21 protein-coding genes are annotated in these 22,438 nt (G+C 33.1%); all 21 read right to left on the minus strand.

Annotated features, from left to right (window positions below; genetic code table 11):
- Positions 1–51 precede the first annotated feature (51 nt).
- The 21 genes from A6E06_RS00890 to rffG all read right to left on the minus strand — a co-directional run bounded on the left by A6E06_RS00890 (position 52) and on the right by rffG (position 22,278).
- Positions 52–1,983 (minus strand): nucleoside-diphosphate sugar epimerase/dehydratase, encoded by a 1,932-nt coding sequence (locus A6E06_RS00890; protein WP_065594386.1) that lies wholly within the window; start codon positions 1,981–1,983, stop codon positions 52–54.
- A 13-nt stretch (positions 1,984–1,996) separates the two neighbouring features.
- Entirely contained in the window at positions 1,997–2,545 is a 549-nt protein-coding gene (locus A6E06_RS00895) for a sugar transferase (protein WP_065594387.1), read from the minus strand.
- On the minus strand, positions 2,545–3,429 hold the full coding sequence (locus tag A6E06_RS00900) for an NAD-dependent epimerase/dehydratase family protein (RefSeq protein ID WP_065594388.1): 885 nt from the start codon (positions 3,427–3,429) through the stop codon (positions 2,545–2,547). Before A6E06_RS00900 ends, A6E06_RS00895 begins: the two co-directional genes overlap by 1 nt.
- Before the next feature lies 1 nt (position 3,430).
- Positions 3,431–4,642 (minus strand): glycosyltransferase family 4 protein, encoded by a 1,212-nt coding sequence (locus tag A6E06_RS00905; protein WP_065594389.1) that lies wholly within the window; start codon positions 4,640–4,642, stop codon positions 3,431–3,433.
- Positions 4,643–4,688: 46 nt separating this feature from the next.
- On the minus strand, positions 4,689–5,819 hold the full coding sequence (gene wecB, locus A6E06_RS00910) for a non-hydrolyzing UDP-N-acetylglucosamine 2-epimerase (RefSeq protein ID WP_065594390.1): 1,131 nt from the start codon (positions 5,817–5,819) through the stop codon (positions 4,689–4,691).
- A 15-nt stretch (positions 5,820–5,834) separates the two neighbouring features.
- Positions 5,835–6,938 (minus strand): NAD-dependent epimerase/dehydratase family protein, encoded by a 1,104-nt coding sequence (locus A6E06_RS00915; RefSeq protein WP_065594391.1) that lies wholly within the window; start codon positions 6,936–6,938, stop codon positions 5,835–5,837.
- On the minus strand, positions 6,938–7,987 hold the full coding sequence (locus A6E06_RS00920; RefSeq protein ID WP_065594392.1) for a polysaccharide biosynthesis protein: 1,050 nt from the start codon (positions 7,985–7,987) through the stop codon (positions 6,938–6,940). The genes A6E06_RS00915 and A6E06_RS00920 overlap by 1 nt, the downstream gene beginning before the upstream one ends.
- Entirely contained in the window at positions 7,981–9,360 is a 1,380-nt protein-coding gene (locus A6E06_RS00925) for an O-antigen polymerase (RefSeq protein WP_065594393.1), read from the minus strand. The genes A6E06_RS00920 and A6E06_RS00925 overlap by 7 nt, the downstream gene beginning before the upstream one ends.
- 43 nt (positions 9,361–9,403) lie before the next feature.
- Entirely contained in the window at positions 9,404–10,261 is an 858-nt protein-coding gene (locus A6E06_RS00930) for a hypothetical protein (RefSeq protein WP_065594394.1), read from the minus strand.
- Between the two features lie 323 nt (positions 10,262–10,584).
- Entirely contained in the window at positions 10,585–11,580 is a 996-nt protein-coding gene (locus A6E06_RS00935; protein WP_176713266.1) for a glycosyltransferase family A protein, read from the minus strand.
- The gene (locus A6E06_RS00940; protein WP_065594396.1) at positions 11,570–12,421 is read right to left on the minus strand and encodes a hypothetical protein; all 852 of its coding nucleotides are present in this window, start codon (positions 12,419–12,421) and stop codon (positions 11,570–11,572) included. The genes A6E06_RS00935 and A6E06_RS00940 overlap by 11 nt, the downstream gene beginning before the upstream one ends.
- Positions 12,405–13,313 (minus strand): hypothetical protein, encoded by a 909-nt coding sequence (locus A6E06_RS00945; RefSeq protein WP_141676857.1) that lies wholly within the window; start codon positions 13,311–13,313, stop codon positions 12,405–12,407. Before A6E06_RS00945 ends, A6E06_RS00940 begins: the two co-directional genes overlap by 17 nt.
- A 128-nt stretch (positions 13,314–13,441) precedes the next feature.
- On the minus strand, positions 13,442–15,250 hold the full coding sequence (locus A6E06_RS00950; protein ID WP_065594398.1) for an ABC transporter ATP-binding protein: 1,809 nt from the start codon (positions 15,248–15,250) through the stop codon (positions 13,442–13,444).
- 63 nt (positions 15,251–15,313) lie between these two features.
- Positions 15,314–15,994: a cytidylyltransferase domain-containing protein gene (locus tag A6E06_RS00955; protein WP_065594399.1), complete on the minus strand. Its 681-nt coding sequence runs from the start codon at positions 15,992–15,994 to the stop codon at positions 15,314–15,316.
- A gap of 4 nt (positions 15,995–15,998) precedes the next feature.
- Positions 15,999–16,634 carry an HAD family hydrolase gene (locus A6E06_RS00960; protein WP_065594400.1) on the minus strand — a complete coding sequence of 212 codons (636 nt, stop codon included), beginning with the start codon at positions 16,632–16,634 and terminating at the stop codon, positions 15,999–16,001.
- Positions 16,618–18,228 (minus strand): aldolase catalytic domain-containing protein, encoded by a 1,611-nt coding sequence (locus A6E06_RS00965; RefSeq protein WP_065594401.1) that lies wholly within the window; start codon positions 18,226–18,228, stop codon positions 16,618–16,620. Before A6E06_RS00965 ends, A6E06_RS00960 begins: the two co-directional genes overlap by 17 nt.
- Positions 18,229–18,356: 128 nt before the next feature.
- The gene (locus tag A6E06_RS00970) at positions 18,357–19,463 is read right to left on the minus strand and encodes a DegT/DnrJ/EryC1/StrS aminotransferase family protein (protein ID WP_065594593.1); all 1,107 of its coding nucleotides are present in this window, start codon (positions 19,461–19,463) and stop codon (positions 18,357–18,359) included.
- 3 nt (positions 19,464–19,466) lie between these two features.
- Positions 19,467–19,928, minus strand: coding sequence for an acyltransferase (locus tag A6E06_RS00975; protein WP_065594402.1), 462 nt, complete (start codon positions 19,926–19,928; stop codon positions 19,467–19,469).
- A gap of 3 nt (positions 19,929–19,931) precedes the next feature.
- Positions 19,932–20,330 (minus strand): FdtA/QdtA family cupin domain-containing protein, encoded by a 399-nt coding sequence (locus A6E06_RS00980; RefSeq protein WP_065594403.1) that lies wholly within the window; start codon positions 20,328–20,330, stop codon positions 19,932–19,934.
- 5 nt (positions 20,331–20,335) lie between these two features.
- On the minus strand, positions 20,336–21,202 hold the full coding sequence (rfbA, locus tag A6E06_RS00985) for a glucose-1-phosphate thymidylyltransferase RfbA (protein WP_065594404.1): 867 nt from the start codon (positions 21,200–21,202) through the stop codon (positions 20,336–20,338).
- Positions 21,202–22,278 (minus strand): dTDP-glucose 4,6-dehydratase, encoded by a 1,077-nt coding sequence (gene rffG / locus A6E06_RS00990; protein ID WP_065594405.1) that lies wholly within the window; start codon positions 22,276–22,278, stop codon positions 21,202–21,204. Before rffG ends, rfbA begins: the two co-directional genes overlap by 1 nt.
- Between the last annotated feature and the right edge of the window lie 160 nt (positions 22,279–22,438).

Raw genomic sequence — 22,438 nt, forward strand, 5'->3', positions numbered from 1 at the left:
GCACCTATAAGATCAAAGCAGGTGCAGTACTCACTTTTAATCTTATAGTTTCTAGTCTTGCAACGAAGTACTCGACTCGTGCTCCACCTTCCAAACTAAATCACCTATACCATCTACAGGAGCAAAGCCTGTCGGTGCATCAATTAATAATTGTCGAATAGTTGCATGATCAAATATATGACAAGCAGAATCTAAATTATTTAGTAGTTGGTTGTACTCACCTAAAGGTAAAAACTCTTCATTAGCCGTCATAATACGCTCATGAGCTGTTTTACCTACGTTGTCTCCAATCAATAACTCTTCATACAGTTTTTCACCTGGACGAAGACCAGTACATCGAATTTCAATATCACCATCAGGATTATCATCACTTTGTACTTGAAGGCCAGATAAATGAATAAGATTACGAGCAAGATCGGCGATCTTCACTGACTCCCCCATATCCAAAACAAAGACATCTCCGCCTTTCCCCATAGCTCCCGCTTGAATAACTAATTGAGCCGCTTCAGGAATCGTCATAAAGTAACGAGTTATATCTTGATGAGTTAATGTAATTGGACCACCTTGTGCAATTTGCTTTTTAAACAAAGGAATAACAGAGCCAGATGAGCCTAGTACATTTCCAAAACGCACCATACAGAAACGCGTACCATTCATTTTTTCATTTTCAACTTGAGCTAAAGCTTGCAAACCAAGCTCCGCCATTCGCTTAGTTGCGCCCATTACGTTTGTCGGTCGCACAGCTTTATCTGTTGAAATCAAAACAAACGATTCAACCTGAGCTTCAATCGCAGCTTGGGCAGTATAGTTTGTTCCAAAAATATTATTACGAACACCTTCAACTACATTATATTCAACCAACGGAACGTGTTTATAAGCGGCTGCATGATAAACAGTCTGTACCTTAAACGCCTTCATCGTTGCAGCGAGTCTATTTAGTCGCTGAACAGAACCAAGTAAAGGAACAACATTTATCGACAATTGTTCATTCGCAATTATTTGTGATAACTCATGCTCGATCTGATACAAACTAAATTCAGAAAGTTCAAATAACACCAAGGTATTCGGTCTATTTCTAATAATTTGTCGACAAAGTTCAGACCCAATAGAACCACCAGCCCCTGTAACCATGACCACTTTATCTTTAATATTCGCTTCCATTAATTCTGCTTGAGGTGTTACTGCAACACGCCCCAATAAATCATCAATAGATACTTCTTTAAGCTGCCCAATAGACAATTTCCCATTCACTAAATCATCTAAATTAGGAATGGTCAAAACCTCGACATGCAATTTAGCTAAAGACTCAATAATTACTTTTTTCTGCACTATAGAAGCCGAAGGAACGGCCAATAATATGGTTGATACACAGTGTTTTTTTATTAATCTTTCAAGATATTTATGCCTATAAATAGTAATACCTTGCATCGTGGTTTTATGTTTTTTTCTATCATCATCAATAAAAGCAACAGGATGAAATTCCTTTCCTTGGCGCAACATATTCGCCAACTGTAAACCAGCCGAACCTGCACCATAAATTAGTATTTTCTTTTTTTGTTTTCCCAAAAAATCTGAGACTAAAACTCGAACGATTAATCTTGACCCACCACATAATATAACCAAGTACGTTGCATAAATAACAGGTACCGAACGCGGCATATAGAGGTAATTGAAATAAGAAAACACTGCAATAAACGCAGACGAAAATATGGCAGAAACGCAGATACTCAGTACTGCATGCAAACTTAAATAGCGAAGAATTGCACGATATAGACCACTTTTAGTAAAAACTAATAATGTACATGGAATTAATATAGCCAACAATTTCCAATAAGAAACTTGCTGCATATAGATTTCAATACCATCCAACCGCGTAGCAAAAGCAGCCCAAAAAGCAAAGATAATAAATAAAATATCAACAACGACACTAACAAGACGCTTTAACGGCCTTGGCATACCCCAAATCGGTTGTAAAAATTGCATAATTATTCTCTTATTATTTAACTGCGTCACCAGAACCACTCCCCGTAGCAGTCATCAGAATATATTTAAAATAACTCTTTACTGTTAACGTATCGATCATTTCCCTATCTGTTTTAGCTAGTAGCTTGGGTGTAGACATGTCAATATTTTGAACTTGGGCTAAACCAGTAACACCTGGCAGAACATCATACACCCCAAGAGCATCGCGTTCTTTAATTAACTCATCTTGATTAAATAAATTTGGGCGGGGCCCAACCAAGCTCATTTCACCCTTTACCACATTAATTAACTGAGGTAGTTCATCAATTTTTGTTTTACGTAAAAAATTACCTAATTTAGTAATAGATGCGTTATTAGCTAAATGACTAGCAACCGACTTTGTCTCAACAGACATAGTGCGAAACTTAATCAAATTAAATGGTTTTTTATTACGCCCTACTCGCTCTTGGACAAAAACAGGAGACCCCGTATCAAATAAGCCTATAATGATAACTACCAATAAAATTGGCCATAAAAATAACAAGCCTAAAAAAGCAGCTAAAAAATCTAAAATACGTATCATTAATTATTCTCTAAAAGTAAATGCATTGCTTGTTGCATAGTATAAGGGGGAACCCATCCTAACACTTCTTGTGCATTTGATGAATCAACCTCAAGATTTCCTACAAGCTGCTCAACCATTACAGACTTACCAAGTAGTTTTCCTGCCAATCTCATGAGCCAAACAGGGATCGGTAACTGAATAAGTCGTTTATTTAAACCTTTTGCAATTGCATCCGTAAAATCTTTGATAGATACCGCTTTCCCATCAGAAGCTAAAAAAGTATGTCCCGCAGCCTTTGGATCGCTTGCACAAGTAATCAATAAATCTGCGAGATTTTGAACTGAAATAAAATCACGCTTATTATTTACTAGACCAAATGGTAATACTGATACTTTATTTACTAAACGCGTTAATGCCCCAAAGTTCCCAGGAGCATTAGATCCATAGACTAGCGTAGGTCTAACAATAACCACTTCCAACCCCGTTTCCTCTGCTATTTTTTTGAGGCCAACTTCAGCATCATACTTTGATTTAGTTTGTGCTGAAAATACGCTTTTATTTTCATAAATAGAAGCGGTACTAACAAAAATAAATCGTGTTACCCCATTAGCTACTGCGTCCCTTGCTAATTTCAATGTACCTAACGTATTAGTCTCAAATATCACATCTAAATTATCTGATTTATTATGAGCGATACCTGCAAGGTGTATCACTGCATCAATATTATTAAATGCATTTGTCCAAGACGTATTATTATTTATATCCTCAATAACAAATGTCTCACAGGGGGCATTGTTTTTATTCAACACCCTAACTACACAACGGTGAATACAATTCGCTTTATCCTGAAGCAACACTTGCTGCCCTATAAAACCTGTAGCACCAGATAATAAAATATTCAAACTAATTAACCTTTAATGCATCATTTAGAATTGCTTCTAATCGCATAACCAATTTTTCTTTATTAAAAAATGAATCCGCATATTGCTTTCCGTTTGCACCTAGGGTGTTTCTTTCAGACAACGGCATTTCGCTAATTTTTTTGATATTTTCATATAGCGAGTAAGCATCACTTGCTGAACAACTTAAACCACAATTAGCAATATCGATCAGTTTTTTACCTTCTCCATCAAGCATTGCCAAAATAGGCAGGGATGACAACATATATGATTGTATCTTCCCTGGTATTGTTCTTTCAAAAATATCATTTGGCTTTAAAGACACTAATGCGACATCAGCTTTTGAATAAAAAGCCGGCATCATATCTAAAGGATGCTGTCCATGTAACACAAATAAATCATCTAATTGGTATTTTTTTATTTCAGATTGGAGCCAATTAAACTTACGTCCATTGCCAACAATAGAAAAAACAACACTAATTTTATTTTCGTTCAATAATTTAGCGCATTCAACAATAGACTCAAAATCTTGAGCATCTCCAACATTTCCAGCAAAAAGAATTGTCAATATAGACTCTTCCTTATCTCTTCCACAGGAAATATTAAATTGGTCTTCAGCCCAATTAGGAAAAATCTCTAATTTAGTATTATCGCCACTACGTCGACGAACGGCATCTAAATAAGATTCAGATTGACCCAAAATAACATCACAATGCTTGTATATCCATGAGACTAAGCTACCTACAACATTCAATGCTTTTTTAGATTTAATCATCCCTACCGCCTCTAATGATTCTGGCCATAGATCTAAAGACCACATTACAATTGGTATGTTTTTAATGCATTTAAAGGAGATCGCAGGAATTGCAGCAGTTACAGGACTTAACTGACAAACAAGGATGACATCAAACTCTTCACCCTTTAGCTTTAATGGGCCATAGAGTGAACCCGATAATACAAACGACAGATAATTTAGTAATAAATTTATACTGCCTTTTTTACGAGTATAAATAGGCGTTCGGATAATGGGCATATCATGAAAGTGACTAAATGCTGCCGGCTCTTTTTTATACTCCTCAAAAAGAGCGCCTGAAGGATAGTTCGGTTGACCGGTAAATACCGTTATTTCATGACCACGATCTTTTAAGGCGACACATAAATCATTAATTCTAAAATTTTCAGGCCAAAAATACTGACTAACAACAAGAATTTTCACAAAAGCTCCAGATAAAAATTATGGGCTATTTAAGCCCATAATTTCTTTAATATTCTTTCCAAACAACACGTTTAACGTAATCTGTGTAAGAATGAATTATTCTTACCATTTTATCAGACACGTTTGGCATACTATAATCATATACAGGACGCAGTAAGCGCTCATCTCCACTTGGTTGAGATTCTAATATTTGCAGTGCTTGCATTACACGTTCAGCACTTAACCCTACCATCATGACTGATGCTTCTTCCATCCCTTCAGGACGTTCATGCGCTTCACGTAAATTAAGCGCAGGAAAATTCATGATGGAAGATTCTTCATTGATAGTGCCACTGTCAGAAAGCACGGCCTTAGCATTCTTCTGTAAATGGTTATAATCATGAAAACCTAACGGCTTCAATAGCTGAATATTTTTATGGAACTCAATACCTTGAGCTTCAATTCTATTACGAGTTCGAGGGTGCGTAGAAATAATTACTGGTAGGTTATAGTGTTCAGCAACACGATTAAGTGATTCCGCGAGTTTTGCTAATTGCTTTGGTGAATCAACATTCTCTTCACGGTGCGCACTAACTACAAAAAACTGACCTTTTTGTAAACCTAAGCGAGATAACACATCAGACGCATCTATTTGAGGCATGTAATGATTTAATACCTCAAACATAGGGCTGCCCGTTTTAATAACACGATCAGCAGGTAAACCTTCAGCTAAAAGGTAATCTCGAGCAATACTGCTATAAGTTAAATTAATATCAGCAGTATGATCAACAATACGTCGATTAGTCTCTTCCGGTACGCGCTGATCAAAACAACGATTTCCCGCTTCCATATGGAAAATTGGGACTTTACGACGTTTTGCAGGGATCGCAGATAGACAAGAATTGGTATCGCCTAGTACTAACATCGCATCAGGCTGAATTTCTTCTAAGGCTTGATCAACTTTAATAATCACCTGTCCAATAGTTTCAGCCGCATTTTTACCTGCAGCATCTAAAAAATAATCCGGCTTACGAACACCTAAATCATTAAAAAAAACTTCATTTAGTTCAAAATCATAATTTTGACCTGTATGAACTAAAATGTGTTCACAGTGCTCATCTAATTTAGCCAATACTCGCGATAAGCGAATAATTTCAGGGCGAGTACCCACTACTGACATCACTTTCAATTTTTTCATTGCTCTCTTCCTAAACTAAAGTGGTTTCGCAAACGTATCTGGTTTTTCTCGATCAAAGATCTCATTTGCCCATAACATAACAACAAGCTCAGACTCTCCTATATTTGTTACATCATGAGTCCAACCAGGTACGGTTTCAACAACCTTATAATCTTCACCCGTTACATCCAACTCATAACACTCACCCGTAGCTATATGCTCGAAACGGAATTTAGCCTCTCCTTTAATCACCAGAAACTTTTCATTCTTAGTATGATGATAATGGCCGCCACGAGTAATACCTGGATGCGCCGTAAAGAAGGAAAACTGCCCCGATTCTTTAGTTTTTAGCAACTCACAAAAAGAACCACGAGGGTCAGTATAAGCTGGAACGACATATGAAAACTGCTCAGGAGAGTAGTAACTGATATAAGTAGAATACAAGGCGCGTAAAAAACCAGTGCCTACATTTTCGGTCACTAAAGATGTCTTACTCGCTTTAAATGATTCCAGTGCCGTAGCAATATCACCTACCGTTGTCGGGTAAATAGGTTTAATTGATTGCTCCCCACCTTGCTCATCATTACTTAAGTGATGGATAAAGTGCTCACAAACCGTATCAATATAAACTAATTGCACTTTCGCTGACGGATCATTAATTGTTAGCGGTAAATCATTCACAACATTATGACAAAACGTAGCAACTACAGAGTTGTAGTTCGGGCGACACCACTTACCAAAAACATTAGGCAGTCGGTAAATATAAACTTTAGCTCCCGACTGCTCAGCATAGCTATTCAACGCATCTTCAGCTAACGCTTTACTAACACCATAAGGATTTGACTGCTCAGCTTGAATGGACGAAGTTAAGAGTATTGGAGTAGTTCGATTTAACTCTTCTAATTTAGATATAATATAAGAAGTTAAATCCGCATTACCTAGTTTAAATTCATTTTCATTTTTAGGACGATTAATGCCCGCTAAATGATAAATAAAATCAGCTGACTGTAATCCTTCATTTAGCTCTTCAGTTGAATTGCCACGATCTATTTTAATAATATCAGTAAAGCCCTGCTCTTCTAGCTGAAAGCATAAATTTTTACCAATAAAACCATTTGCGCCAGTTACAAGAATTTTCATTACACACCTTCAGGGACGATTAAGCTACCTGCTTCAATATCAGCAATAAAATCTAATTTATGAAGTAATTTAATCATACCTTCTACATCTAAACGATCTGTATTATGAGAATTATAATCTTCAATAGTAGATAAATCTTGCTCGCCTTCTTCTACATATTGTGAATAATTAAGATCTCGATTATCTGAAGGTACGCGGTAGTAGCCACCTTGATCTTCTGCTACAAACATCTCCTCACGGCTACATAACGCTTCATATAGCTTTTCACCATGACGAGTACCAATCACATTAACTTTATGATCAGGTTTTGACGTGATCACTTTTAATGCTTGAACTAAAACATCAATTGTAGCCGCTGGTGCTTTTTGAACAAAAATATCACCATTAATACCATGAATAAATGCATGCAAAACAAGATCTACAGCATCATTTAATGTCATCATAAAACGAGTCATATTAGGATCTGTAATAGTAATAGCATCGCCGTTCATTATTTGTCGTAAGAACAATGGAATAACAGAACCACGAGAGGCCATCACATTGCCATAGCGAGTTGCTGATATAACGGTTTTACTAGGATCAACATTACGTGATTTAGCAACAATAACTTTTTCCATCATCGCTTTTGAAATACCCATTGCATTGATTGGGTAGACCGCTTTATCAGTACTCAGACATACAACACGAGAAACTTCATTCGCAATACAAGCTTCAAGCACATTTTCGGTGCCTAGAACATTCGTTTTCACCGCTTCCATCGGATGAAATTCACAAGAAGGAACTTGCTTTAATGCTGCAGCATGAAAAACAAAATCAACACCACGAGAGGCAGATAGAATTGAGTTATAGTCACGTACATCACCGATATAGAACTTCAATTTAGGTGAGTTATATTTTTTACGCATATCATCTTGTTTTTTCTCATCACGAGAAAAAATGCGTATTTCTTTAATATCGGTTTCTAAAAAACGATCAAGCACCGCATTACCAAAAGAACCAGTTCCACCAGTTATTAGTAATGTTTTATTTTTAAAATGTTCTACTAACATATTTTCTCCGAGACAATCTGTATCTTATATTTTTTATAAACATAAGCTGAAATTATAATCATAAATAACAAAAACCAAAATGGGATCATATATTCAAGAAAACTAAAAACTTGGTTATTTGCAGGTAAATATAAAATCATTATAGCAAACAAAGGTAGTAATAACTTAGAAAAAATGTCATTAAAGTTAATGATCTTATATATTAGCAAGGCAAATAAATACCCCAATAAAAACATAACAACCACAACACCCTTAAAACTAAAATCATTTGCAAAATAGCTATATGCAGAATGCCAATAAACATTTTCATTCCATAAACTAGTTATTTTCCTTTGGTATGTATGCTCTCTAACATTAAACCCTAAATAATCTTCAAAAACTCTCTGTAAAAATATCGAATGTCCAGCACCGTATGTTGAATCAAAAGGATAATCCAATGATATAGACATTCCTTTATATCCTTGTACAAGGTATACCGTTATTTTTTCATAAAAGTCATACAAAACCGTTCTCTCATCATTATTCTTAAATAAGACACCTTTATCACCTAAATAATCAAACCTTTCTACACTGGTATCCTCAACAGTTAATTGATATAAATTAGCTCCTGATTTAACTGCATAAAATTGATAAAGAGAGAAAGTAAAAATGAAAATTAAAAAACAAATAATTGTGCGTCTACTCATTAATTCACGTTTTACATTTCTTATATTACTCTGTTGAAAAACAATAACTAATAATGTAACCACTATAATGAAGAAATAAGAGAAATTAATTGCACTAATACTCGATACCACACCACCAAGTAATGGTATTAAAGAAATAAATAATCCAGAAACCTTATATCTAGTTTTTAACTTTGGCCAAAAATACACTATACTCGGTAATAATATATATTTAAAAGGAGATAACAACAATAAGAAAGCGCTTATATATGGATTACCAAAGTTCTCCATATTAAGTATATTTTTAGCATAAATAATTCTTGCCTTTGCAGGCTCAACCAATCCAATATATAAGTCAGTAAAAAAAGAACTTGGTATTAAAGATTCTCCGAACGTCATATTCTTATAAGAAATAACTGACCCTAGAAATGAAAAAATCAATATATACTTATAATTATCAATTATAAACCCATCAACATAGAACGTAGACTTAGGTTTATTTTGGTCTTTCTTTTTATATAGAAAAAACACGTACCCGAAAACAAAAGAAAAATGATACATAAATAAATATGATGATAATTTAATACTATTGCTAATATTCCAATCTAAAGGACCAAAAAACAACAATAACACCGTAAAAATCAAGTACATTTCAACAAGTAAAATAGGGAAAATAAACTTCCACTTTTCCTTTAAAAAAACCAACACAAAATCTCCCTTCAAACTATTTTTTATAAAAGAACTTATTCCCCTATATTTTCAACTTACTTTTAATGGCTCTTATTATAAAAATAAAGGCTTTAAATCCAACCATTTTAAATCCCATAATTATAAAGTTCACCTTCCAATGTAAACTGTATTTATCTTTTGATAAAAGTTCACTAGAAATACCTCTTTCATTAAGGTTTATATTAAGATTGTATTTTTTTATCAAAGGAGATACCACACTTGATACCCACTTACCTCTTCTAATCCCGCCACCAAGCTCATGTTTATAATCAAAGATATGTTCATTATTTTTTTCAGTACAATAAAATCGATCTGTTAAAGTATAAGTTCTTGCCGTTCCAAAACACTCCCACGCCCATGGATCATCGTTTTCCCCAGTTAAACTGATTAACTTTTCTATACGCCATAATGCTGGTGCTGAATTAAGCTTATAGTCATTTCTCTTACCTATAAGCTCAAACCCATTAAATAAGTCATCCTTAATATTTTTACCTATATTATTAAAGAAATAAAAAACAGCTATATCATCATAATCTTCCATCCAATGAATACAACTATTAATTTGACTAATATCTACTTTACTTTCGATAAGAAAATCATCATATAAGCATATGGCATATTTATGCGTTATTAAATGTAAAACATCAATAAAACGACCACCCCAAGCCATACTTTCCCGGTTTTCATTTTCAATTTTAATTAATTTCAGATCTTTATATTCAAAACTTTCGCTTTCAGTATTTAAATAAATATCAACTGTACATTCAGGCCATTGCTCGTGGAGACAAGAAAAAAAAAGCGCCCAAATATCCTTGTATTTATCACATGAGTTAACAATTATTGAGCAGTTATCTGCTATATATTTATTCATTTCTTTCATAACATCACTTCATCAAGTATTGAGTATTATTTGTTATTTATCAGAATTAATAATTTCAATCTAATAGTCCATTAATCGAATAAGCAGAACATTCGTAGCATTTTGACTAAACGTAGATACTAAAAAAATATAGCTTGGACGAACAATGCGTTCTAAATAAGATCCAATTAGTTAAGTAACTTAATCATACTATCTATATCTCAACAATCTATGATTATGAAAAAAGTACGTATTTATTCTCTATTTTTAAACAAATACCAAGTACCACAAGTGAACAATAATTATTTATTTAAAAAAGCGTTACATTAACTTATCTTAATTATTTAATTTACATTATATTTTTGAGATCGTTTATTTATTAAATCAAAATGCAGTTTGTGATTATCAATATCACTATCTGACATGACACTTCGATATTTAACAAAAATAGTTTTTACATTTAAAATTAGTCTTAATAAATATAAATAGATACCTAAGTTAAATATTTTCTTAAGAACTCTATTTTTTTTAAGAAAAGAATATTTCCTACTCTTTAAGATTAACTTATCAAATATATTGTTTTCTTTATCTATCAAATAATCGAAAATTTTAACCTGATCATTTTTAAATCGGTCATTAGCTATTATGTATGTAGAACCTTCAGTTCTTCTATAATATACATATGTTTTATAATCTTGAATGAATTTAAAATCATTGCTTTCAGCTAAATTAATTTGAATAGGTAAGTCTTCAACAACATCATAGTTACCTAAGAAACGTTTAAGACTATCACTTTTTAATTTTGTTAAATTATAAATTATATTAGGAGCGTTATTAAAGCTTAAACTCTTAAATCTTTTATCATGTCCTACCTTAGAATAAATAACATCTGATGCTACAATATTAAACACATCAGCATGGTTAAAATCTAACTTATGGTTAATTAAACCAATCGGAAGTCCAGATATTATATCTCCCTTATTATATTTAACTGCAAAAGAAAAAATATTCTCATAAGAAAAAACATCATCACCAGCAGTGATTTTAATATAATCAGTATTACAATTATTGATTATATTCAACGTCGATTTGCAAGTACCCAAATTAACATCATTGTATATTTTCAATACTCGTTTAAAAATATTTTCATTATGACAAAGCCATAAATCAATTTTATCTCTAGTATTATCTTTTGAAAAATCATCATTAATAATCAAATCAACATCTATGTTACTAGCATATTTATCAACTAAAAATTTAATACTTTCCAAATGTTCTATTATATACTTACTATGATTGTAAGATAATAGTGCAAATGTGAATGAATTTCTATCTTCCATAAACTTTACTTCTAATTGCATTAAATACAAAAAACAATGACTTAAAACCAACCATTTTATACCCTAATAATAAAAAATTAATTTTCCACATTAACGTTCTTTTTTCTGGTACAATTTTTGATGTGGCTCCTCTAGTTGTAATATCAATATTTAATTGATATTTTTCTATTTTGGGAACAACAACATCTTCAACCCATTTACCACGGTATATTGCTCCACCTTTTCTATAATCATATGGAAATAAATTCCGAGATATAGATGGAACGGAATAAAAAGTTTTTTTGTATGTATACGTTCGATAAGAGCCAAAAACTTCCCAAGCCCAAGGGTTATCTCCTTCCCCAGTTAAAGCGATTAAGTCTCTTCTTCGCCATATTGCTGGTGCTGAATTTAACCTATAGTCAACGTAATTTTTCAAAACTCTGTAAGGTAAATTAGGTTCATCTTTATGCGTCTGATTACAAACTGAATTAAGATAATAAACCGCAGCATCTTTATTATCATCTAAAAATGATATTATTTTTTTGATAGCCTCATCATCAACTTCAGATTCTAGTATATAATCATCAAATAATAACAAAACATACTCAGAAGAAATAGAATTTAACGTTTGTAATAAGCGAGAACCCCAAGCGTCATCAATATTATTAACATTGTGTATATCAATGTTTTTATCAATTACTTTCAGATTGTCTTTTATAAATTCAGTATTTATTATTATTGGATATTCACAACCTGACCAATATTCTCCAAAAGCGGATAAAAACAAAGGCCATACATCACTATAAGAATCACAACTATTTATAACAATTGTAATATCTTTATTATTTTCTTTTGTCATTATTTAATCCTGGCCTTGAATAACTATCTATAAGTGAATAGTTAGACATATTTTTGATTTTGCATTTTTTTGAAATTGAATAAGATTCTAATATTTCATGTGCTCTAAACGTTTTATATGTTAATTCTAAAAATTCAACCATAGTAAAAGGTTCTATCTTTTCAGGATTTTTATTAAATTTTTCAATATGAGATTGGTCATTAAAATGAGTGAACTTTATAATTAATTCATTACTACTTTGATCGACGTCTACATTTTTATGAAAACTCATATCTGCGCCATAAATTTCTATTTCGGAATACTTCGCCCAAATAGATATATAAATAGCATAAATTAAAACGTTAACCTGATAAGGACCAAAAAAACCAGTATTATAAACTAACTTATTAAATGCGTTTGCTCCTAAATCAATACCCGCAACACGAAGTTTAATAATTTTAACAAGAGGGTTTTTTATTATACTTTTTATCGCATCTAAATCTGCAACTGCAGGTACAAATATTGTCATATCCCAAGTGGTAAACTCATTTATATGCTTAAATGTCGTTGTCCGCTGCTCCTTCCATGAAACATGAGCATTAGGTGAAAAATAATATTCATCAATTAGTACATATTTTGATGGTTTTAGCATTACAAAATATTCTGAACATGCAAAATTATTCACACAAACCACATCAAATTCATTCGTAGTTACTTTACTTAAAATAGCCTCCATATCAGAAGATAAACTAGGGCCATTCCCTAGCGCTATAATTTTATTCTTTTGCTTACCAAACTTAAGAAAGCTTAATGGTATTGACCGATTGATTGAAAAAATTCTTTTTATTATAATAAAAAAGTTCCAAATTATTTTTGGCGTAACTCTTCTAAAGAAAATTTTAATTTTGTTCATATTTACCAACAAATTTAATTTTATATTTTTAAAAAGTAAACAATTACATATATGCATATGACTTTATTTCAAGTCAAATATTTACCTTAATATATTTATTAATTTAACCATTATTTACACATTCACTATTACTTAGCTTTAGTATTTACATTTACCATATTATGAAAGCTTTCACTCGTAGCCAAAAGATGGTTATAATTCCCTTCACACTCTATTTTTCCTGAACTCATCAAGAATATATTATCGCATGTCTCTACTGTTTTTAATCGATGTGCAATCATAATGATAGTTTTACTCTTACCTAAATTTTTAATCGAATCCATTATTAATGTTTCAGTAATTCCATCTAATGCGCTAGTTGCTTCATCAAAAATAATAATACTAGGATCATGATAAAGAGCTCTTGCTATGCCGATACGCTGTTTTTGCCCACCAGATAACCTAACACCTCTTTCACCAACTTTAGTTTCTAATTTTTCAGGCAATGAGTTAATTACATCTTCAAGACCAGCCATCTTGATTGCTTTATCAAGCATCTCTGGAATAACATCCTTCGCATTAATTCCGAAAGCTATATTATCTTGTATATTACCATCAACTAGAAATATATCTTGAGGAACATATCCTATTGTCTTCTGCCATTCCTTCCGGTTGCTATTTTCAATAATAATATCACCAGCAAGCATACTTCCTGAGTTTGGCTCTAAAAGCCCTAAAATAATATCAACTAACGTAGATTTTCCAGAGCCTGAGTGCCCAACAATACCAACAGTGGTATTTGATTTAATTGAAATATCTATGTTAGAAAGTGCATTACTTTTTCCATCATAGCTAAAACTGATATCTGAAAGAGTTAATACATCAAATGAATTAATCTTTTGTATACTTGTCTCTAATTTTTCATTTTCACTTTCCAATTTAGCATCTTTCAAATCTTCTTTTATTGATTCAAAAGCGAACACATTTCCTTTTATTTGTGAAATACTGCTATAAATTTGCTGTAAAGCAGGTAATAATTTAAAAGCAGCCAACCCATAAACAGCCAATAATGGTGTTATTTGATCAATTGATTCTGGTTTAGCTTTAATAAAAAATAAAACTAATAAAATCATACTTCCAAACGCTATAAGCTCCATGAAATAACGAGGAACTGTCGACATAGCATGATTATTACCTCTAGATGAGGAATATATTTCCCCTGCATTCACAAATGATTTAATAAAATGAGATTCATTGCCTGAAACTAAAACACTTTTAATCCCACCAAAACAATCATTAATTAACTTAAATCTTTCACCAATAACAGAGGATAGTTCCATACCATTTTTAGTTAATCTGTTTCTAACAATAAAAAATAATGATAAGTAAGAAATTAAAAAGATACACAAACCGACTAAGGCAATCTTATAGTCATAAGCGAGAATGAAAATTGACATAAAAATTGAAGATATAATCTTAGCATTCATTAGCAATAATGGATTAAGTACTAAATCAGTGACTCTTGTACACTCCGATGAGAGTTGTTTAGTTATATCAGAAGTACTCGTATTTATATGAAAGATCCAATTTTTCTTGCAATAGTATATATAAAGTCTATCCGCTAACTCTGTACCCACGCGAGCAGCAAATGTAGCTAGTTTCCAAACTGTGAACATGGATAATAAAGACGATAAAATCAAAACTGATAAAACAATAACGCCTATAAAAAATAGAAAATCATAGTGACTTTCAAATTTAAAATACGTATATATTCCATTTACAAACGAATTAGATTCAATAATACCATTATTTACTACCAACGAAAAAAAAGGACCAATAAGAGCAATACCAAACACTTCAAAAAAGCCCATAATAATAACTAAAGCTTGAAGTTGTAAGAAATTTTTTCTTTGCTCGTTAGATAATGTTGAATATAGTTCTTTTATTAAAGAAAACATATTATATAACCACTTTTTAAAAAAATATAAATTAGACAAAATATAAGGATAAATAAAATAACTTTATTTATCCTTACTATTCCATATATATTCAGCCATCTTAAAATCCTCTGGCCAATCAATATCTAACGCACATTCTTCACTCTGAACATATAAATAAGGGCAAGAACCAATCCTATCATTAAGTGCAATATAATTTGATATGTTACTTAAAAATACTGAACTATCTACTTCATAAAGAGATTCGATTGTCTGTGTTCTTGGCCACTTTTCAATGCTACGATCATAACTAATCGGCTTATCTTTATTCCAAATAAAGCCTCGAAGCTCTTTTACAGTCATTAATGAATCATATCCTTTACTCAACATTTGATAATATTGAGCAATAATCGCCTCATAACCTGATTCATTCAAAAATGGTGACGTCACATGAGTCCAAAGTACATCTCCCGACTCAATTATAGTTGGTAAATATTGAATTAGTTCATCGGTACTTGTTGTACTTAAACCTAAATAATCAGGCCTTTCATCTATCTTAATACGAGAATCTTTATAGTTTGAGCTATAATCAAGCACTACTTCATCGTTAGATGAAATCACAATTGAGTCAACCGATGATAAACGAGTTAATTGATCTAACTTAATTTTTAACAACCCACCACTAACCCCTGCAAAATCTTTAGTATTCTTATTTGGAATTCGTTCACTGCCTTTACGACAAGGTAAAAAAACTGTCATAGACATATTATTACCATCCTTCTATTAAAGTGAAATTTTCTGTCAAAGATAGCAATTCCAATTCTTCTTTTACATTAGAGAAAGGAGTATAAGCAATAAACTCAATACCATTTTCTTTTGCTGCATAAAAGTCAGATAAAGCATCACCCACCATTACCGTTTTACCCGTATTTTGTTGAATAATTGAACGAACATTTTCTGATTTTGATGTGGGAGAACCAAGAATATCTTGAAAGTAATGATAAAGTTCTCGCTTTTTGAATACTTGACGCAATTCACCTTCAGCAGAACCACTCGCAACATATAACTTAGCGTTACAGTTGTTAATCACTTCCATAAAACCAGGTGTTATCTTGGCACTCAAGTATAGTTCTTCACACTTAATTGAATAAATATCTAACACTTGAGCATAAAGATCTTCATTAGCATTTTCTATTATATTATCAATAAAATACTGGACATGATGATAACGAGACTTACCAAAATTATTTTTAAAATAATCGCAACATAATTTAATATCATGAGGAATAACATCTGATAAATATAAAGCATCACGCATAGCTTCAATTTTTAAATCATTTGAATCTAAAATTACGCCATCACAATCAAAAATAATAGTGTCGTACTTTTTAAAAATTGGGTGCATAAATTGAACCATTTTTTACTGGGTAAGTCGTTGGTGTCAACGCTTGAATAGATACATTATTAAAATGACTATTTAGCATAGAGAAAATATCATTCATTTCCATTTGACGACGATCTGTCATATCGTAACCATCAAAACCAATAAGAGAGATCTTTTCTGCTTGCCCTATAACAGCAATACTTAGCGCATAAGCGGCTGTATTATCGTATGGCAACATGCAGTAATTTGAGTATATAGAAAACTGATTTTTATCAATGACAATCCCATAATCTACAAAATCTAGATTTTTTAAGCTCTTTAACTCTTCATCATCAAATCTATTTTGAGGTAAAAAAACCGGTTTTGTGATGTTACTGTATCCACGGCTTTCAGATAAAAATTTAGAATTATGAGAAACAGCAAAATAGTCAAAATAGTCAGAATCAATACAATGTGTACTATTTACACCAATAACAATTGGTTTGCGCGTTTTAATATAAGTTTCTACTGCTATTTTATGTTTTAACGTATTCGGCGTATTCGTAATTAATAAAACTTCTCTTTTTGCAAAGATACCTGAAAGATCAGAGTTACTTTCTGTTGGTTTATTAATAGATCCAACAGTCAGGGCTTCCTCCAATACATCACCATTATAACTTGTTGTACCCTCTAATTTCTTAAGGTGTTCTATTGCTCCAACAATTTCTTCTGTACCATAATTCGGATTTGATAGCATATTTTGTATATACGTCGGATGAATATCATTCTTAGCACCAAGATAATATAATAGACTAGAACCCCAACCATACTTTCTCTGCATTGGTTCAAAATGACGAATAACTAATTCATAAACTGCATTTGGCAAATATTTACTGTTTCCATCAAACTCTGCAAGTAAACTTTCAGTTTGTGCATTACCCGCTCCGCGTCCCATACCGGTAACGGTTACATCTAGCCAAGCAACGTCATTAGCATAAGCGGCCATTGTATTTGACATTGCTTGTCCCATATTATTATGAGTATGAATACCAATATCTCCACACCAATTATCCTTAATAATATTGGCAATACGAGTTACTTCGTCAGTATTCATATTTCCTAATGAATCAGCAAAATAAATAACATCCGGTTCAGATTTAGATACAAATTGAACCTTACTTGCAATAAGTTCAGCAGGCTTTCCACCCGCTTGCATCAGATTTAAACCAACGATATATCCCATATCTTTTAAAAGACATATGATCTCATTACATTGCTCAGCTTCAGCGAAATGAGCAGCAACTCGAACTAGAGCAATCTTACTTTCAGCCGCGGGAATAAATAAATCATTAATCGAATCACAGACTGATTTACCAGAATCAAGGATAGTTTTAGCATCAACCATTACACCATATATTGGACCTTCAGGAAGGTGAAGAGTAGCTAAAAATTCTTCCGTTGTGTAAGCAAATGGGCCACTGTAAATCGCATTTGGATAATTACGTAAACCTAACTCCACATAATCAATCTTTGCCTTAGCTACCGCAGTAAGATACGCATCAACAACTTCTGATGAAAAATCCCAGTGGTTATAGTATCCACCATCACGAAGTGTACAATCTAAAATTTTTTGCATAATCGGACCAACTATAAATTTAATGATTAATTTAAATCTTCACTATTAATTTAGATTCATTATTTCGGTAACCTAATTTAATATTAAAGACATTTACTCCATATAAAGACTTAATAATTATTTATCGTCTAGTAGTCATTATATTCATTAATTACTTTAACTATCATATTCACAGATACATCGTCCATCGTTGGCGCAATTGGCAAACTTAATACTTGTTGATGTATCTTTTCTGTCAATGGAAGATCGATCATATTCAATTCATCATAAGCGGCTTGTTTATGAGGTGGGATTGGATAATGAATAACTGTCTGAATACCATTTTCAATTAAATATTGTTGCAGCGCTTCACGTTTATCTGTTTGAATGACAAACAAATGAAAAACATGTTGAGCATCTTCTTCCCATATAGGTAATTGAATTAATGGGTTTGTGATTTCGTTACGATATCTATTCGCTATTGCTTGGCGGCGAGACGTTTCATCATTTAAATACTTTAATTTCACTCGTAACATTGCTGCTTGAATTTCATCTAAACGAGAATTTACACCCTGATATGCATTTTCATATTTTTTATGAGACCCATAATTACGTAAAGCTCTCAATATGTTAGCAAGTTCATCATCATTTGTCGTAATAGCACCTGCATCACCTAATGCACCAAGGTTTTTACCTGGATAAAAACTAAATCCTGCGGCATGTCCCCAGTTACCCACTTTCTTCCCATCAATATTCGCACCATGAGCTTGAGCACAATCTTCAAGAACTAATAAATTAAATTCTTCAGCTATCGCCATTAATTCTGGCATTGGTGAAATTAAACCATAAAGATGCACAGGTAAGATTGCTTTCGTTTTTTCGGTAATGGCCTGACGTACTATTTCTGGATATAAATTATATGTTTCAGGATTAGGTTCAACCAAAACAGGAACTAAATCATTTTCAGTAATGGCTAATACAGAGGCAATATAGGTATTCGCGGGAACGATCACTTCATCACCCGCTTGTAACTTGCCTAATTCTTTCCAAGCTCTCAATACTAAAATCAACGCATCTAAACCATTTGCGACACCAATGGCATATTTAGTACCACAATATTCTGCAAATTCTTGTTCAAACGCCTCTAACTCAGAGCCCATAATATACCAACCAGAGTCAATCACTCGTGCGCAGGCATCTTTTAATTCTTGTTGATACTGATTATTAATTACTTGAAGATCTAAAAAATTTATCATCATTTATTTCTCTAAAAAACGTACAAACTTAGCCGGATTACCAACAACAAGTGCATAAGCTGGGATGTCTTTAGTGACTACTGAGCCCGCCCCCACCATACAAAACTCACCCAAAGTAATGCCAGGTAAAATAGTGGCATTCGCTCCAATTGATGCGCCTTTCTTTATTACTGTCGTTAAAAACTTTTCAGGATATTGCTTTGAGCGAGGGGCATTGTCATTTGTAAAGGTTGCATTAGGACCAATAAAAACATCGTCTTCAATACGAATACCGTCCCAAATATATACACCAGATTTAACGGTGACGTTATTACCAATAATGACATCGTTTTCAATTAATGTATGAGCACAAATATTGCAATCGTTTCCAATTACCGCATCTTTTAGAACAACAGAAAACTGCCAAATACGAGTGTTTTCACCAATATTGGTTGTTTGAACATCACTTAATGAATGGATTTTCATCTATTACTTACTCGCCATTAAGAATTCATTATAATCACGAATATAATCGGCTTCATCGTAATGGTGACTCGCCAAAACCATCAAAACACAGTCTTCGCTAAAATCATGCATTTCTCGCCACTTCATGCTGTCTATATACAAACCAACATTAGGTTTATCTAAAAGAACATCTTCTTTTTTCTGACCATCATCTAAAATAAAACGGCAGCTACCCTTCATGCAAATAGCAACTTGCTGTAAATCTTTATGCGCATGATAACCACGAGAAACCCCATCTTTAGTATCAAAAATGTAATAAACACGGTTAATATCAAAAGGGATATTATTATTGCCTTCAAGAGAAACTAAACCACCTCTATCATCCCCTAAAGACTTAAATTCAATTAAATTAATTAAACTCATGCAATTTACTCTTTAATTAATTTAGATAAATATTGACCGTAACTGTTTTTCTTAAATAAATTCGCGATATTCTGCACTTGTTCTTTCGTCATCCACCCTTGACGGTAAGCGATTTCCTCTAAACAAGCGATTTTGAACCCTTGACGCTTTTCAATCGTCTCTACAAAACTGGCCGCTTCCAATAAACTCTCATGCGTTCCTGTATCTAGCCATGCAAACCCACGACCAAGTAATTCGACACTAAGGTCACCTTGCTCTAAATACGCTTGGTTTATCGACGTTATTTCTAATTCACCACGCTCTGATGGTGTGACCATTTTTGCAATATTAATGACGCTATTATCATAAAAATACAAACCAGTAACTGCAAAATTTGATTTTGGCTTTACTGGTTTTTCTTCAATAGAAATTGCTTTATGGTTTTCATCAAATGCAACTACACCAAAGCGCTCAGGATCTTGAACTTCATAGCCAAAAACCGTTGCTCCTGACTTTTGTTTCGCTGCTGCTAATAATTTAGGAGTGAAACCTTGTCCCCAAAAAATATTATCCCCAAGAACCAAACAAACACTGTCATCACCAATAAAATCTTCACCAATAATAAACGCTTGAGCTAACCCTTCAGGTTTAGGCTGCGCTGCATACTCTAATGAAATACCAAATTGGCTGCCATCGCCTAATAAACGCTGGAAACTGGCTTGATCTTCGGGCGTTGTAATAATCAAAACTTCATTAATTCCCGCCAACATCAATACTGATAACGGGTAATAAATCATTGGCTTGTCATACACTGGTAGTAGTTGTTTCGAAACCCCCATTGTAATGGGATAAAGACGAGTTCCTGAACCACCCGCTAAAATAATACCTTTCATTATCTACATTCCTCAGAAGACACACCTAAACGCTCACCCGCATAAGAGCCGTCCAATACGCGTGACCACCATTGTTTATTATCTAAATACCATTCAACCGTCTTACGAATACCAGATTCAAACGTTTCTTCTGGTTTCCAACCTAACTCACGCTCAATCTTTGAGGCATCAATAGCATAGCGGACATCATGCCCTGGGCGGTCTGTAACATAGGTAATTAAATCAAGATATTGATTCACACCTTCAGGCTTATTTGGCACTAATTCTTCAAGTAATGAACAAATGGTTTTTACCACATCAATATTGGCTTTTTCATTATGACCGCCAATATTATAGGTTTCACCTACCTCTCCTTCCGTCACCACTTTATATAAAGCGCGTGCATGGTCTTCTACAAATAACCAATCACGAATTTGCATACCATTACCATAAACAGGTAACGGCTTGCCCTCTAAGGCATTTAAAATCATTAATGGAATAAGTTTTTCAGGAAAATGGTAAGGACCATAATTGTTTGAGCAGTTAGTGACAACGGCAGGCAAACCATAAGTACGCAACCAAGCGCGAACTAAATGATCAGAAGAGGCTTTAGATGCAGAATATGGGCTTGATGGCTCGTATGATGTTGTCTCTGTAAACAAATCATCCGTTCCTTCTAAATCGCCATACACTTCATCTGTTGAGATGTGGTGAAAACGGAATGCGTGTTTTTTATTATCAGATAATGCATTCCAATAAGAGCGAGTCGCCTCAAGTAAGGTATAAGTACCCACAATATTGGTTTCAATAAACGCAGCTGGCCCGTCAATAGAACGATCAACATGAGATTCTGCAGCTAAATGCATGACGGCATCTGGTTTATGCTCTGAAAATACTCGATCTAGCTCTGCTCTGTCACAAATATCGACTCGTTCAAATACATAACGTTCATAAGAATCAACCTCTAATAACGACTCTAAATTGCCAGCGTAAGTTAGTTTATCTAAATTAATGACGCTATCTTGTGTGTTACTGATAATGTGACGAACAACAGCAGAGCCAATAAACCCTGCTCCACCTGTGACGAGAATTTTCATTAATTACTATCCCAATAACGTATTTCAATCATGCATCAGACACGCTACCGCCCATAGGTTATAACGCATACCCAAGGCGTTTAGTGATTTGATTTTTTATATATTATTTTATTTTATCATAATCACTTTAAATTCGCATCCTGCGACACTTTAGCGTAAG

It is taken from the genome of Aliivibrio sp. 1S175 (assembly GCF_001690985.1).
Classification (GTDB): Bacteria; Pseudomonadota; Gammaproteobacteria; order Enterobacterales; family Vibrionaceae; genus Aliivibrio.

Bases quoted from the DNA above. Each gene is read 5' to 3' on its own strand.
- A6E06_RS00890 (WP_065594386.1), bottom strand. From the start codon at position 1,983: ATGCAATTTTTACAACCGATTTGGGGTATGCCAAGGCCGTTAAAGCGT.
- A6E06_RS00895 (WP_065594387.1), bottom strand. From the start codon at position 2,545: ATGATACGTATTTTAGATTTTTTAGCTGCTTTTTTAGGCTTGTTATTT.
- wecB (WP_065594390.1), bottom strand. From the start codon at position 5,819: ATGAAAAAATTGAAAGTGATGTCAGTAGTGGGTACTCGCCCTGAAATT.
- A6E06_RS00915 (WP_065594391.1), bottom strand. From the start codon at position 6,938: ATGAAAATTCTTGTAACTGGCGCAAATGGTTTTATTGGTAAAAATTTA.
- A6E06_RS00920 (WP_065594392.1), bottom strand. From the start codon at position 7,987: ATGTTAGTAGAACATTTTAAAAATAAAACATTACTAATAACTGGTGGA.
- A6E06_RS00930 (WP_065594394.1), bottom strand. From the start codon at position 10,261: ATGAAAGAAATGAATAAATATATAGCAGATAACTGCTCAATAATTGTT.
- A6E06_RS00935 (WP_176713266.1), bottom strand. From the start codon at position 11,580: ATGGAAGATAGAAATTCATTCACATTTGCACTATTATCTTACAATCAT.
- A6E06_RS00940 (WP_065594396.1), bottom strand. From the start codon at position 12,421: ATGACAAAAGAAAATAATAAAGATATTACAATTGTTATAAATAGTTGT.
- A6E06_RS00945 (WP_141676857.1), bottom strand. From the start codon at position 13,313: ATGAACAAAATTAAAATTTTCTTTAGAAGAGTTACGCCAAAAATAATT.
- A6E06_RS00950 (WP_065594398.1), bottom strand. From the start codon at position 15,250: ATGTTTTCTTTAATAAAAGAACTATATTCAACATTATCTAACGAGCAA.
- A6E06_RS00955 (WP_065594399.1), bottom strand. From the start codon at position 15,994: ATGTCTATGACAGTTTTTTTACCTTGTCGTAAAGGCAGTGAACGAATT.
- A6E06_RS00960 (WP_065594400.1), bottom strand. From the start codon at position 16,634: ATGCACCCAATTTTTAAAAAGTACGACACTATTATTTTTGATTGTGAT.
- A6E06_RS00965 (WP_065594401.1), bottom strand. From the start codon at position 18,228: ATGCAAAAAATTTTAGATTGTACACTTCGTGATGGTGGATACTATAAC.
- A6E06_RS00970 (WP_065594593.1), bottom strand. From the start codon at position 19,463: ATGATAAATTTTTTAGATCTTCAAGTAATTAATAATCAGTATCAACAA.
- A6E06_RS00975 (WP_065594402.1), bottom strand. From the start codon at position 19,928: ATGAAAATCCATTCATTAAGTGATGTTCAAACAACCAATATTGGTGAA.
- A6E06_RS00980 (WP_065594403.1), bottom strand. From the start codon at position 20,330: ATGAGTTTAATTAATTTAATTGAATTTAAGTCTTTAGGGGATGATAGA.
- rfbA (WP_065594404.1), bottom strand. From the start codon at position 21,202: ATGAAAGGTATTATTTTAGCGGGTGGTTCAGGAACTCGTCTTTATCCC.
- rffG (WP_065594405.1), bottom strand. From the start codon at position 22,278: ATGAAAATTCTCGTCACAGGTGGAGCAGGGTTTATTGGCTCTGCTGTT.